A 13,194-nucleotide genomic window follows, 5' to 3' on the forward strand; every position below is an offset into this window, starting at 1 on the left:
TCCGTGATCAAGGGGAGGAGCGGTTCATGAAGGCAATCATGTACAACCGAACCGGGGGATCCTCGGTCCTCGAGCTGCGCGAGCGCGAGATTCCAGAGCCCGGCGAGGGCGAGGTGCGCGTCCGCGTCGTCGTTTCCGGTGTCAACCCGACGGACTGGAAGGCGCGCGCCGGCGGCACGTACGGCAAGCTCGACGGCTGGCATGTGCCGAACCAGGACGGCGCCGGCGTGGTCGACGCCGTAGGCCCGGGCGTGGACGGACTGGAGCCCGGTGACAGGGTGTGGCTGTGGGATGTCGCCTACGGTGGCGCGGAGGGCACGGCGCAGGAGTTCGTCGTCGTGCCGCGCGAGAAGGCGGTCCCGCTCCCGGACGGCGAGTCGTTCGACGCCGGGGCCTCCGTCGGGATTCCCGCCCTCACCGCTCACCGCGCACTCACCGCAAGCGAACACGGCCCGGCTCAGCTCGCGCCAGGCGCGCTCGAGGGCCGGACGGTTCTCGTGACGGGCGGCGCCGGTGCTGTGGGCCACGCGGCGATCCAGCTCGCCAAGTGGGCCGGAGCGACTGTCATCGCCACGGTGAGCGGCGAGGCGAAGGCCGATCTCGCGCGCAAGGCGGGGGCCGCCGTCGTCGTCAACTACCGCGAGCAGGACGTCGCCGAAGAAGTGCACCGAGTGGCTGGGGACGGCGCTGACGTGATCGTCGACGTCAACGCCGCCGCCAACCTCGAATCCGACCTCAAGGCGCTCAGGAACGGCGGGACGATCTCGATCTACGCCTCATCCTCGAACGACGAGGTCCTCTCGATACCCGTTCGGCCGAGCATGGGGAAGAACGTGCGCTTCCAGTTCATCCTCACCTACACAGTGACGGACGAGCAGAAGAGGGCGGCCGTCGCCGCAGTCTCGGCGGCTCTCGCCGACGGCGCGCTCCGCGTGGGCGCAGAGCACGGACTCCCGTTGACCCGCTATGAGCTGGAGAAGACCGCGGCGGCGCACGACGCCGTCGAGGAGGGGACCGTGGGGAAGGTCCTCATCGATGTGGTCAGGCAGGCGTAAGCTCGCCGATCGACTCCAAGGCGTCCCACGCGAAGCTCGCGAGCCAGTGGGTCGACATGAAGTCCTCGCTCTCGAGAGCGCCGAGGCCCGCGCGGATGAGCGGCTCGAGAGCCCCGGCGAGCACAGCCTCGGACGAAGCCGCCGAGGGTGCTTCCGCGGCCCGAAGCGCGCGCAGGACCCGCGAGATCTGGCCCGCGCGGCTCAGGTTGAGCCCGTGCAGGTGCACCATGTAGCCGTCGGACTCGTCGGTCACCCCGACCACGGCGAGCATGCGCGACTCGGCCCGCAGCCCCGGCAGGAACCGGACGAACCACTCCGCGAACTCGTCGGCCGGGAGCACCCGTTGCATGAGGTCCGCCTCGCTGAGGCCGGCGGAGAGGAAGTCCTGCCCGCTCAGCTCCCACTCTGAGGCCCACCCCGCATCGGCACCGAACCAGCGGCGCGCGGCGCGCTCGCAGGCCTCGGCTGCCTCGGTCCGTCCGAGCGCCCGGAAGGCGTCGAGAAGGAGGGCGACGCCGAAAGCGGAGTTGGTGTGCAGCCCGTGCCGCACCGGGTACTCGACCTTGGCGAGCCACTCCGGGACGAGGCGGGCGACGACGTCGACGCACCCTTCGAGGCTGCGTCCCCAGCCGCGGATCTCATCGTCCGGCGACGCCGCACAGGCTGCCGCGAGCCGAACGAGCCAGGCCCACCCGTACGGCCGCTCCCACGAGGGGTTCTCCGCGAGGTAGGCCGCCTCGACCGCGAGCTTCTCGGCCGTGAGGTTCTCCCCGAGGGCACCCCGCAGCCGAGCCGCTGTCGCCCCATCGAGGCTGCGGCCGCCGTCGTCCGCCGTGCCCTCGTCGCCCCCGTCGCTCGCCACCGAGTTCAGGACGCTCACGCCGAGCCAGTGCATGTGGACGCATGAGTGCCAGTCGAACGACGAATAGAAGGACGGGTGCAGCTCCGAAGGGGTCGGGCGGTCGTCGTCCGAAAGCTGCGTGTGGTGGGCCGAGTACGGGTAGACGCGGCTGAGGTTGTCGAGGACGACGCCGGCGCAGTGCTGGGCAGCCGAGGGGAAGAGGTCGAGTTCCATCTGAGTGCGGCTCCTAGAAGGCGAGGAAGTACATGAGTGCGGTGTTGACGACCAGGAGCGGGAAGGCTGTGCCGAGCTGCGCCCCGATGACGCCGTACTTGTTCTTCATTTCCAGCAGGGCCGAGGGCACGAGGTTGAAGTTCGCCGCCATCGGTGTGCACAGCGTGCCACAGAAGCCAGCTAGCATGCCGATGGCGAAGATGATCGCGGGGTTGCCGTGGAATTGCTGGACCAGCACGGGCCAGCCGATGGCCGCCGTCATGATCGGGAAGGCCGCGAAGCCGTTGCCCATGAGGACCGTGAAGACGAACATCCCGAGGCAGTACACGATGACTGCCGCGAGGAGCGAGCCCTTCGGCATGACGCCTGTGACGAGCGTGCTCACCGCCGTGCCCACGCCGGCCTTCGTGAACAGGATTCCGAGCGTGGAGAGCATCTGCGGAAGCAGGGCCGCCCAGCCGATGGACTCGAGGATGGCGGCGGCTCTCGAACACGGGGGTAAGCGGGTGCTTGGGCCGGAGGATGAGGAGGGCGACGACGGCGGCCGCGACCGCGCCGATGGCCAACGCCACGAGGGTCGTGTTCTTGGGATCGAGGATCGGGGTCTTGCCGACGACGAGGACGGGGGCCAGAAGCACGAGGATGACCGTGACGATCGGCAGGGTCAGGGCCGGGATGAAGAGCTTGTTGCCGAAGCGGGCCGCGTAGGCCTCCCGCTCGGGACCCGTTGAGGTCTTGGCCCTGCCGTCCGCGAGCTGCCCCGAGGCAGCGAGCACCACGAGCACGAGGACCGCGATCCCGAGGATCCACCCCGGTGCAGTGGCCGCCTGGACCCACGACCCGTAGAAGAAGCAGAGGCCCAGCAGGCCCCAGAAGGCTGAGCTGCCCCAACGGCGGGGATGCCTGGGGTCCCTCACGATGAGCGCGGCCCACGCGATGAAGAGGATTCCGATGAACCAGTAGACGGCTTCGACGTTGATCACTTGGTCTCTCCTGCAACGGCCGGATCGGTGGCTTCAAGCGCCCGGTATTCCTTGTCGAGCGACTTGTCCAGGCGCAGGAGCCGGAAGCCGTGGATGAGGAACGCCGCGATCGCCGTGGGGATGGCCCAGAGGGCGAGCTGGAGCGGCTCCAGGTGCAGGTGGTACGTCGTGTCGACGAAGGTCGTGATGAGCAGGATCGAGCCGACCGCCACGAAGACGTCCTCGCCGAAGAACACGCCCACGTTGTCCGCGCCGGCCGAATGCGCCTTGATGCGCTCCTTGATGTGCTCGGGGACGTGGCCATAGCGGCGCAGCGCCGCGCCCTCGGCCATGGGGAAGACGAGCGGGCGCACGGTCTGCGCATGGCCGCCAACGCTGTTGAGGCCTACGGCAGCGGTCAGCTGCCGTACGGCGAGGTAGCCGAGCAGGACGCGCCCTGCCGTGAGCCGCGCAAGCTTGCCGATGAGGGTCTTGGCCTGCTCCTGGAGGCCGAAGAACTCGATGATGCCGACGACCGGCAGCACGGCGACAAAGATCGTGACCGAGCGGCTGCTGGCAAAGCCGGTGCCGAAGGCCTCGAGGATCTGGACGGGGTTTAGGCCGCCAAGGAGGGCTGTGACGATGCCGGCGACAGTGACGACGACGAGTGGGTTCAGGCGGATGGCAAAGCCAACAATCACCAGAAGAACCCCGATGAGTACGAGCATGATGATCCGTTCCGGAGGGAGTGCGGTCCAGGGAAGGAGTGCCGAATGGCGTGTGATCCAGAGCATAGCCTTTTGTTCAACGATTAGGCAAGGTTGTGGAACAATCCGCCGCATTCTGAGACGGCGCACCGTGCCTTTCAATAACGGGCGCAGTCAGAGCCAATAGAAGAGTGCCCTTGGCCGCGCTCCACGATGGTGGCGCTGTTAGCGTTGCAGCCATGGATGATGAGGCGTTCATCGCCTATGTCGGTGATCATCTGGGAGCGCTTCCGGCTGTCGAAGCAGTGACGCTGGGCGGATCTAGAGTCGAGGGCACCAGCCGTGCAGACAGCGACTGGGACTTCTCCCTCTATTACCGGGGCGCCTTCGACCCGCAGACTTTGCGTGACATCGGCTGGCCAGGCACTGTCGGCGAAATCGGCGGCTGGAGCGCGGTGCCCAACACCGTATTCAATGGTGGCGCGTGGCTGACGATCGACGGCCGCGCCACTGATGTGCACTACCGCGACTTGGACGTCGTGGAGCGGACGCTCGCTTCGGCTCGTGAAGGCACCTTCGAGACCGAACCGCTGTGGTTTCACCTTGCTGGCCTCCCGTCCTACGTGGTGCTGGCGGAACTGGCAACGAAGCGAGTACTTGTCGGCGATCTTCCCGATGTCTCCTATCCTCCGGCGTTGCGAGAGCACGCTCCCGATGTCTGGTGGGAGCAGGCAGAAGCAGAGTTCAATTACGCGACGAGGTACCACGCCGCATCGGGTCGGCTGACCCAATGCGTTGGCCTCGTCGCAAGGGCTGCAACCTGCGCAGCCCACGCCGTCCTTGCGGCTCGGGGGATATGGGTCACCAACGAGAAGCAGTTGTTCAAGCGGGCGAACGTTGACGGAGTCGATGAGCTGCTTGCCGCCGCCACCCCGGAGGCGGCTGTACTCTGCGCGGTTGTGGAAAAGGTGCGCACCGTCTGCCTGAGCGCGCTACAGGCTGCTAAAGCTCAAAATGTCGGGGGACCGGCGTAGCGTCTGGTGCCGTGACTGATGTGATCTACCGGACGGCGACGAGTTTCAACGGATTCATCGCCGACGAGTCCAACTCCCTTGATTGGCTGTTCGCGGTGGACGACGCTGACACTCCCGACCAGCCGTCGTTCCTCGAGCACATAGGAGTAATTGTTGAGGGATCGACAACCTACGAATGGCTCCTCGAGCACACCGAGGTGCTGCGGCGGCCCGAGCAGTGGCGCGAGTTCTATGGTGACCGTCCCACGTACGTCTTCACTTCCCGCAGGCTGACGGTGCCGGACGGTGCAGACGTGAGGTTCGTGAACGGCCCCGTCCTTGGCGTCCTGCCGGAGATCCTCGCGGCAGCCGACGGAAAGGACGTGTGGGTCGCGGGAGGAGGCGAGCTCGCGGGACAGTTTGCCGACGTCGACGCTCTCGACCGGATCGAGCTCACCCTCGCGCCCGTTTCGCTCGCGGCCGGCGCCAGGCTGTTCCCGCGCCGCTTGGAAAGCGACCGACTGCATCTCACGTCGGCCGAACGCCACGGCGAATTCCTCGACGTCACTTACACGGTCTCCTCCGAAGCCGGCGGAGACCGCCACAAATCGCTACCTGGGCCTTGAGCCCAGATAACCGGGCACCTTGCACGCCGCGAGAAGCTGCCGCTCGGCTCGGCCGAGGTAGTCCGCCATGAGCTCGGCGGCGTCTGCGGCGCGGCCAGCCTCGAGGAGTTCGACGATCCGCGCGTTGTCCTCGACGTAGGGCGCGTGGAATCTCGGATCCGAGGCCATCGAGGCGAAGACGAGCCGCATCTCGGCGAGGATCTGCTTCATGAGGCTGTCGAGGCGCTCGCTCCCGGCCCGCGCGACGAGCGCACGGTGGAACTCCTGGTTCGCGTTGGCCATCGCAGGCACGTCACCGGCCTCGGCCGCGCCCCGCGCCTCGCGCACGATCTCCGCCAAGTCCTCGGTCGGCCCTGAGGGGGACCACAGGAGCGACGCCGGTTCGACGAACCGCCGGACGCGGTAGATCTCACGGATGTCGTCAGCGGTGGGATGGGCTACGAAGACGCCGCGGTTGGGGAAGCGCACCACCACCCGCTCGGCGTGGAGCGTCGCGAAGGCCTCGCGGAGGGTGTTGCGGGAGACGCCGAGCGCCTCGCGCAGCGCCTCCTCGGGCAGCTTGGCGCCGGGCGCCAGCTGGCCGTCGGCGATCAGCTGGCGGAGCTGCGCTGCGACCCATGTGCTCGTCTCGGCATGCTTCGTGGCCCCGGCCTCCAGGCGCAGGCTGGCCAAGACCCCCTCAGATGTCATGGGTCCCACCCTAGCGGCGGCTGCTTCGGACTAGCCGATCGTCGTGAGCACGTCCCCCGGGGCCACGACATCGCCGGGCGCTGCCGCATGCTGTCCGAGCTTGCCGGAACGGTGCGCCTGCACGGTCGTCTCCATTTTCATGGCTTCCATGACGACGACGCCGTCCCCCGCCTCGACAGCGTCGCCGGGCTCGGCGAGCCACTTGACGACGGTGCCGCCCATCCCCGCTGTGAGATGCGCCGGCGCGCCGTCGGAGGATGCAGCCGAGGTGCCGTCTGCGCTGCCCTCGCCGGACGCCGTCGTGCCCTGCCCTGCCGAAGCTGCTCCGGCCCCGGCGGCGAGCCCCGCGAAGAGCTCTTCGGGGATGCCGAGGGTGACGCGGCGCCCGTCGATGTCGACGGCGAAGGTACGCCGGCCGCCGTCGGAAACCGCCGGACGGAACTCGGGGTTCGCGGTGAGCTCGGAGGCGAACTCGGACTCGATCCACGTCGTGTAGACGCCCAGCTGTCCCTCGGCGGCGAACGCCGGGCTGTCCACGACTGCGCGGTCGAACGGCAGGACCGTCGCGAGTCCGTGGATCTCGAATTCGCGGAGCGCTCGGCGGGCTCGTCGGAGCGCCTGCTGCCGGTCGGCGCCCCACACGACGAGCTTCGCGAGCAGCGAGTCGAACTGGCCGGGCACCACGGAGCCGTCCCGGACTCCCGAATCGACCCGGATGCCCGGGCCCGTGGGGACGGAGAAGCGGCTCACGGTTCCGGGCGACGGCAGGAAGCCGCGCCCCGGATCCTCGGCGTTGATGCGGAACTCGATCGCGTGGCCGCGCGGTTCGGGATCCTCGAGCACGGGGAGGTGGCCGCCGTCGGCGATTGCGAGCTGGGCCGCGACGAGATCGAGGCCGGACGTCTCCTCGGTGATCGGGTGCTCGACCTGGAGGCGGGTGTTGACCTCGAGGAAGCTCAGCGTGCCGGATTGATCGAGGAGGTACTCGACCGTCCCGGCCCCGACGTAGCCTGCCTCGCGGCAGATTGCCTTGGCCGACTCGTGGATCCGGGCCCTCTGCTCGGGAGTGAGGAACGGCGCGGGCGCCTCCTCGACGAGCTTCTGGTGCCGGCGCTGGAGCGAGCAGTCACGGGTCCCGACCACAATGACGTTCCCATGGGTGTCCGCGAGGACTTGGGCCTCGACGTGCCGCGGCCGGTCGAGGAACTTCTCGACGAAGCACTCCTCGCGCCCGAACGCAGCTCGCGACTCCCGCACGGCCGAGTCGAAGGACTCCTCGATCTCAGCCATGGTGCGAGCGACCTTGAGCCCGCGGCCACCGCCGCCGAAGGCTGCCTTGATCGCGACCGGAAGGCCGTGCTCCTTTGCGAACTCGCGCACTTCCTCCGCGCTGGCCACGGGTCCGTCACTGCCCGGCGCGAGCGGCGCGCCGGCGCGGACGGCGACGGCGCGGGCGCTCACCTTGTCGCCGAGCAGGCGGATGGTCTCGGGGGAGGGGCCGATCCACGTGAGCCCTGCGTCGAGGACCGCTTGGGCGAAGTCGGCGTTCTCGGAGAGGAAGCCGTAGCCGGGGTGTACGGCATCCGCACCCGAGCGTGCGGCGACTGCGAGGATCTTCCCCGCATCGAGGTACGTCTCGGCGGGCGACATCCCGCCAAGCGCGTACGCCTCCGTGCACGCCGTGACGTGGAGGGAGTCGGCGTCCTGGTCTGCGTAGACGGCGACGCTCGTCAGGCCGGCATCGTCGCATGCGCGGGCCACGCGGACGGCGATCTCGCCGCGGTTGGCGATGAGGACTATGCGCATTGAGGTTTCCTTACGGGAGGGCAGGGCGGGCGTCGGCCATGCCGGGCTGGAACGTTTGCGAGGGTGGTGTGACTGCTGCGAACCGGACGCGCGCACCCGGGGGCAGCTGGGCGGCAAGGTCGAGGTCGGCATCCACGACGACGCCGATCACCGGATAGCCGCCCGTCACCGGATGGTCCGCGAGGAACAGGACGGGCTGTCCGTTGGGCGGAATCTGCACGGAACCGAGGGTCGTGCCCTCGCTCTTGAGCTCGCCGTCGCGGGAGCGTTCGAGCTGGGGGCCGGAGAGGCGCAGGCCGACCCGGTTCGACTGGGGCGTCACGGTCCACTCGGCCGAGTAGAAGGCCTCCGTCGAGGCGTCCGTGAACCAGTCGTGCCGCGGGCCCGGGACCACACGGAGCACGGCCGCGCCTTCCGGCAGGCCCGGCGGGGTCTCGGGTGCGCCGACGACGTGCGTGCCGCGGGGCGGGAGGACCACGAGCGGGCTTCCGGGGCGGAGGGGCTCGGGCCCTATCCCGGACAGCGTGTCCGTGGAGCGGCTGCCGAGGACTTCGGCGCCGTCGAGGCCGCCACGGACTGCGACGTAGCTGCGCAGTCCGGCCGTGGGCGCGCCGAGCGTGAGGGTCTCGCCGGCGAGAAGCGCGAACGGTGCGTCGAGCGCTGGGCGGCGTACGACGTCGGACGGCGCGGCCCCGCTGTCGTCCGCGCCCACGGTCTCGTCGCGGCTGATGCGCAGCGGAACGCGCGCCCCGGTGACCGCGAGGACCTGGTCCCGTGCGGCGCGGAGGGCGAGGCCGCCGAACAGCACCTCGAGCACCGCGGCCGTCTCGGGGTTGCCCGCCATCCGGTTCGCGCGCCGCAGGGCCGCGCGGTCCATGGCCCCGGCCGCACTCACGCCGAGGGCCCCGAGCCCGGGCCGGCCAAGATCCTGGATCGTGCACTGCATGCCGGTGGCGACGACTAAGAGATCCGCGCTGCTTGTCTCGGCGCCCGCCGCGGCGCCCGCCGCGTCGTCGTGCGCCTGCACGGGGGCCTCGCTGAGGCGTGCGCTCTCCCGCACGGGTTCGAAACGGACGCGATCGCCGGGCCGGATGAGCGCCGGGTCCGCGCGCTCGAGGTCCCACATGCGGGCAGACGTGCTGCCGATGAGCTGCCAACCTCCGGGTGACTGCCGAGGGTAGACGGCCGAATACGTGCCCGCCAGCGCGACCGCCCCGGCCGGAACGGCCGTCCGCGGCGAGGACCGCCGCGGGACGTCGAGCACGCCGTCGCCCGCGAGGTAGGCGAAGCCGGGCGCAAAGCCACCGAACGCCGCATTCCAGACCTGCCCCGAGTGCGCGGCGATCAGGCCTTCCGGGCTCAGGCCCGCCAGTTTGGCCGCCTCGTCGAGGTCGGCGCCGTCGTACACGGTCTCGATGACCACGAGCTCGCCCTCGCGCTGACCGCTTGACGTGAGGTCGAGGGAACGGACCCGCCGCACGATGGCTCCCAGAGCCTCGGGGGAGTCAGCCGCCACGAGGACAGTGGTCGCCGCCGCGACGACCTCGCACTGGCCGGGTACGGGCTCGGCATCGAGCTGCCGCTGGAGGCTCAGGACGGCGTCGAGCGAGGAGAGCTCGACCAGGATGGCCCTGTCGCCGGAAGGGCGGATGCCGACGACGGTGGGCGGCACGTGCGCTGGGCCCTGCGGCTGCGCGGCCTGCTCCGCCGGCTTCGGTCCGGCGGGGGTCTGCTTGACTGTCATGCCTGGGCGAAGCTCCGGATCTGGACGCCGGCGTCGGTGATGGCGGCACGGATGCGGGCCGCCATCGCGACTGCCCCCGCTGTGTCCCCGTGGACGCAGATGCTCTCTGCGGCGATTGGGACGATGCTGCCGTCGATGGCGCGGACTTTCCCGTCGAGGATGCGGAGCACGTGCTCGACGATCTCGTCCAGGTCGTGGAGGACCGAGCCGGGCTCGCGGCGGGAGACCAGGGTCCCATCGGGGTTGTAGGCACGGTCGGCGAATGCCTCGACGACGGGCCGGAGGCCGATTTCCTCGGCAGCCCGCTGAATCTCGGAGTTGGGGAGGACGAGGATCGGTAGGCTCGGGTCCACTTCGTGGATGGCGCGGGCGACTGCCTCGGCCTGCTTCGTGTGGTGGACGATCGTGTTGTAGAGGGCACCGTGCGGCTTGACGTAGCGGACGTCGGTCCCGGCCGCTCGGGCAAGCCCCTGCAGCGCACCGATCTGGTACACCACTTCGTCGGTCAGCTGCCGCGGGTCCATGTCGATGAACCTGCGCCCGAATCCGGCAAGGTCCCGGTAGCCCGGGTGGGCGCCGACCGTGACGCCCGCCTCGGCTGCCGCTTCGCACGTCCTGCGGATGTGGTGGGGATCCCCGGCGTGGAAGCCGCAGGCGACGTTGGCGCTCGAGACGCTCGTGAAGATCGCGGCGTCGTCGCCGAAAGTCCAGTTGCTGAAGGATTCGCCGACGTCGCTGTTGAGATCGATCCCGCTGTTGGCGATTCCCTCGCGATCGTTGCGTGCCAATGTGACCTCCGTCGCAAGTGTGATGCTTCAAGCATGCACGATTGCGACGAATTGTTCAACAAAACGCACCCTACTGTTCGACCGTGACCTCCCCGGGGTCCTTGTCCTGCCGCCAGCCGCGCCACACGGGGTGACGGAGCCGGCCGGCGTCGGTCCACTCCCCGTAGCGCACCTCGCCGACGAGTTTCGGCTGGACCCAGTGCGCGTCCACGGTGTCCTCCCGGGGTATGTCGCCGAAGGGAGTCGTCTTGCGCTCGAGACGGTGCAGCTTCTTGGCGATCTCCGCCAGGTCCCGCTCCGTGAAGCCCGTCCCGACTCGGCCCGCGTACCGCAGCCCGCCGTCGTCGTCCGGGATTCCCAGCAGAAGCGAGCCGATCGTGTTCTCCCGGCCGCCCTTCCCCGTGCGCCAACCGCCGACCACCACCTCCTGGGTGCGCTCGTGCTTGATCTTGATCCACGCCCCGGACCGTTTCCCTGCCTCGTATCGGGCCGAAAGCCGTTTCGCCACGATCCCCTCGAGGCCGTGTTCGGCAGAGGCTTCGAGCACCGAGTCAACCTCGCCGTGGAAGATCGGGGAGAGCTGGACGTTCGCCGGGAGGCCGCCCTCGGCGAGGAGTTCGAGCGCCTCGCGCCGCTCTCGGAACGGCAGGGGCGTAAGGTCCCGGCCCTCGAACTCGAGCAGGTCGAACAGGACGATCCGGACGGGCACCTGCCTGCGTGCCGTCGCAACGTCAGTCGGATCTGTGAGGCCCATGCGCTGCTGCAGGCGCGAGAAGGAGGGCCGCCCGAGGGAGTCCATGGCGACGACCTCCCCGTCCAGGATCGCCGGCCCCAGGTCGGCGAGGGCGGCGAGTTCGGGATACGTGCCCGTCGTGTCGAGCCCGCGCCTGCTGATGAGCTTGAGCGGTCCCCGGGCGTCGACGATTGTCCGCACGCCGTCCCACTTCATCTCGAGCGCCCAGTCCTCCCCCCGGACCAGACCTGGGGTTCCGCTCTGCGCGAGCATGGGCGACGGCGCGGGGCCGCCTTTCGCTCGGGCCGCGTCTTTCGTGGTGGCCGCGTCTTTCGCGGTGACTGCGGCAGGTTCACTGTGCTCCGACCCGGCGGAGGCCTTCCCGCCGTCCTCCTCCTGCCGGGCCCCGTGTCGCCAGTGGCCCTTCGCCTGGTCCTTCATGAGGTGGATGAGCCAGTTGCTCTTGTCGCCCCCGCTCCCGGTCTGGATGAGCGCGAGCCGCACGGGCTTCCCGTCCTCGATGCCCGCGAGTCCGCCCCCCGGTCGCCCCGAGAGGATGACGATGATCTCCTTGTCGTCCCGCCACTTCTCGAGCTCGTACGTCCCGGTGTCCCAGATGAACATCGAGCCAGCGCCGTATTCGCCCTTGGGGATGCTTCCCGAGAACGTCAGGTATTCGATCGGGTGGTCTTCGGTGTGCACGGCGAGGTGGTTGCGGCCGGGATCGGTCGGGACGCCCTTCGGGAGCGCGAACGAGGCGAGTACGCCCTCGTGCTCGAGCCGAAGGTCCCAGTGCAGGCGCCGCGCGTGGTGTTCGTGGATCACGAACGTGTTCCCGTTGCCCGGCGTAGGCGGTTCCATCGGCACCGGCTCGGGGGTCGCTGCGGCGTCCCGCTTGGCCCGGTAGGCGGCGAGGCGGTCGGTGCTGCCCGTCGCCTTGCTGCCCGTCGCCTTGCTGCGCCGCGGGCTGGCGGACGACGACGGAGGGGGCGTCCCGTCGTCGTCGGTGCGGTACTCGTCCGGCAGGAGTGGGGCGAACAGATCGCCGTACTTCTCGATGCGGGACGCCATCTCGTCGTAGCGCACGTGTGCCAGATCGGGTGAATCGATCTCCTCCCACGTCCGCGGCGCCGCGACCATCGGCTGGGCGCGTCCGCGCAGGGAGTATGGCGCGATCGTGGTCTTCTGGCCGCTGTTCTGGCTCCAGTCCACGAGGACCCGGCCTTCGCGGAGCGTCTTCTTCTGGTCGCTGACTACGAGGTCGGGGTGGTCGGCGGCGAGCGAGCGGGCAAGCTCATGGGCGACGGCCGAGACGTTCTCCCACGTCTGGCTCATGTCGATCTTGGCGTAGAGGTGGATGCCCTTGCTGCCGCTCGTCACGGGGACGGTGGCCAGTCCGATGTCGTCGAGGATCGGCTTGATGAGGCGAGCGACCTCGACGCACTCCGGGAGCCCCGCACCCGGGCCGGGGTCGAGGTCGAGCACGAGCCGGTCCGGGTTGAGCATGTTGTCGTCGCCGTCCACACGCCACTGGGGCACGTGGATCTCGAGCGCGGCCATCTGGCCGAGCCAGATCAGCGTTGCGAGGTCGTTGATGAGCGGATACGTGTTGGTCGAGTGCCTGTGGTGCAGCGTGACCCGTTTGACCCAGGCAGGCGTGGAATTGTCCAGGTTCTTCTGGAAGAACACCTGGCCCGGTTCGTCCGCAGTGCCGACGCCGTGCACCCAGCGCTTGCGCGTCGCGGGCCGGTCCCGCACCGCTGGGATCATGTATTGGGCGACGGTCCGCAGGTAATCGAGAACGTCTGCCTTGGTGACCCCAGCTTCGGGGTAGAGCACCTTGTCCAGATTCGAGAGGCGGACTTCACGGCCCTCGACCTCAACCCTCTCGCGATTCGCTGCCATGGCGCCACCCTTCCACGCGGCGCGGCAGGATTGAAGGTCTGCCTGAAAAACGCCTCCGCCCTGTTTGGATACCCAGAAGCGAAGCAGGAT

At 69.3% G+C, this 13,194-nt stretch carries 11 protein-coding genes and 1 pseudogene; 3 read left to right on the forward strand and 9 right to left on the reverse strand.

The window, feature by feature from the left end:
* Window positions 1-26: 26 nt before the first annotated feature.
* Complete coding sequence (locus E6A21_RS11775) at window positions 27-1,055, forward strand: NADPH:quinone reductase (protein ID WP_138444356.1); 1,029 nt, start codon at window positions 27-29, stop codon at window positions 1,053-1,055.
* Here E6A21_RS11775 and E6A21_RS11780 read toward each other — a convergent pair.
* From E6A21_RS11780 to E6A21_RS11790, 4 genes and pseudogenes are all read right to left on the reverse strand, one after another.
* Window positions 1,042-2,130, reverse strand: coding sequence for a DUF2891 family protein (locus tag E6A21_RS11780; RefSeq protein WP_138444357.1), 1,089 nt, complete (start codon window positions 2,128-2,130; stop codon window positions 1,042-1,044). The two genes, E6A21_RS11775 and E6A21_RS11780, sit on opposite strands and share 14 nt — an antisense overlap.
* Before the next feature lie 13 nt (window positions 2,131-2,143).
* Window positions 2,144-2,566, reverse strand: a complete 423-nt coding sequence (locus E6A21_RS18170) for a 5-oxoproline transporter, DUF979 family subunit (RefSeq protein WP_246036433.1) — start codon at window positions 2,564-2,566, stop codon at window positions 2,144-2,146.
* 100 nt (window positions 2,567-2,666) lie between these two features.
* Window positions 2,667-3,113 (reverse strand): annotated as a pseudogene (locus tag E6A21_RS18175) (5-oxoproline transporter, DUF979 family subunit); the annotation flags it as partial.
* Window positions 3,110-3,820 carry a DUF969 domain-containing protein gene (locus E6A21_RS11790; RefSeq protein WP_138444539.1) on the reverse strand — a complete coding sequence of 237 codons (711 nt, stop codon included), beginning with the start codon at window positions 3,818-3,820 and terminating at the stop codon, window positions 3,110-3,112. The pseudogene E6A21_RS18175 and the gene E6A21_RS11790, both read right to left, overlap by 4 nt.
* Window positions 3,821-4,038: 218 nt before the next feature.
* Between E6A21_RS11790 and E6A21_RS11795 the strand changes: the two genes are divergently transcribed.
* Together E6A21_RS11795 and E6A21_RS11800 are read left to right on the forward strand one after the other, a co-directional pair.
* The gene (locus E6A21_RS11795; protein ID WP_138444358.1) at window positions 4,039-4,833 is read left to right on the forward strand and encodes a nucleotidyltransferase domain-containing protein; all 795 of its coding nucleotides are present in this window, start codon (window positions 4,039-4,041) and stop codon (window positions 4,831-4,833) included.
* An 11-nt stretch (window positions 4,834-4,844) separates the two neighbouring features.
* On the forward strand, window positions 4,845-5,438 hold the full coding sequence (locus E6A21_RS11800; RefSeq protein WP_138444359.1) for a dihydrofolate reductase family protein: 594 nt from the start codon (window positions 4,845-4,847) through the stop codon (window positions 5,436-5,438).
* Here E6A21_RS11800 and E6A21_RS11805 read toward each other — a convergent pair.
* The 5 genes from E6A21_RS11805 to E6A21_RS11825 form a co-directional block, all read right to left on the reverse strand.
* Window positions 5,424-6,128, reverse strand: coding sequence for a GntR family transcriptional regulator (locus tag E6A21_RS11805; protein WP_138444360.1), 705 nt, complete (start codon window positions 6,126-6,128; stop codon window positions 5,424-5,426). The two genes, E6A21_RS11800 and E6A21_RS11805, sit on opposite strands and share 15 nt — an antisense overlap.
* 30 nt (window positions 6,129-6,158) lie before the next feature.
* Complete coding sequence (locus tag E6A21_RS11810; protein ID WP_138444361.1) at window positions 6,159-7,934, reverse strand: acetyl/propionyl/methylcrotonyl-CoA carboxylase subunit alpha; 1,776 nt, start codon at window positions 7,932-7,934, stop codon at window positions 6,159-6,161.
* 10 nt (window positions 7,935-7,944) lie between these two features.
* Entirely contained in the window at window positions 7,945-9,678 is a 1,734-nt protein-coding gene (locus E6A21_RS11815; protein ID WP_138444362.1) for a 5-oxoprolinase subunit B/C family protein, read from the reverse strand.
* On the reverse strand, window positions 9,675-10,466 hold the full coding sequence (locus tag E6A21_RS11820; RefSeq protein ID WP_246036434.1) for a LamB/YcsF family protein: 792 nt from the start codon (window positions 10,464-10,466) through the stop codon (window positions 9,675-9,677). Before E6A21_RS11820 ends, E6A21_RS11815 begins: the two co-directional genes overlap by 4 nt.
* A 70-nt stretch (window positions 10,467-10,536) precedes the next feature.
* Complete coding sequence (locus E6A21_RS11825; RefSeq protein ID WP_138444363.1) at window positions 10,537-13,104, reverse strand: ATP-dependent DNA ligase; 2,568 nt, start codon at window positions 13,102-13,104, stop codon at window positions 10,537-10,539.
* Window positions 13,105-13,194 lie beyond the last annotated feature (90 nt).

It is taken from the genome of Sinomonas susongensis (assembly GCF_005877005.1).
Taxonomy (GTDB): domain Bacteria; phylum Actinomycetota; class Actinomycetes; order Actinomycetales; family Micrococcaceae; genus Sinomonas; species Sinomonas susongensis.

Coding starts and splice junctions, on each gene's coding strand:
- E6A21_RS11780 (WP_138444357.1), bottom strand. CDS start 2,130: ATGGAACTCGACCTCTTCCCCTCGGCTGCCCAGCACTGCGCCGGCGTC.
- E6A21_RS11825 (WP_138444363.1), bottom strand. CDS start 13,104: ATGGCAGCGAATCGCGAGAGGGTTGAGGTCGAGGGCCGTGAAGTCCGC.
- E6A21_RS11775 (WP_138444356.1), top strand. CDS start 27: ATGAAGGCAATCATGTACAACCGAACCGGGGGATCCTCGGTCCTCGAG.
- E6A21_RS11805 (WP_138444360.1), bottom strand. CDS start 6,128: ATGACATCTGAGGGGGTCTTGGCCAGCCTGCGCCTGGAGGCCGGGGCC.
- E6A21_RS11795 (WP_138444358.1), top strand. CDS start 4,039: ATGGATGATGAGGCGTTCATCGCCTATGTCGGTGATCATCTGGGAGCG.
- E6A21_RS11810 (WP_138444361.1), bottom strand. CDS start 7,934: ATGCGCATAGTCCTCATCGCCAACCGCGGCGAGATCGCCGTCCGCGTG.
- E6A21_RS18170 (WP_246036433.1), bottom strand. CDS start 2,566: ATGCTCTCCACGCTCGGAATCCTGTTCACGAAGGCCGGCGTGGGCACG.
- E6A21_RS11790 (WP_138444539.1), bottom strand. CDS start 3,820: ATGCTCGTACTCATCGGGGTTCTTCTGGTGATTGTTGGCTTTGCCATC.
- E6A21_RS11815 (WP_138444362.1), bottom strand. CDS start 9,678: ATGACAGTCAAGCAGACCCCCGCCGGACCGAAGCCGGCGGAGCAGGCC.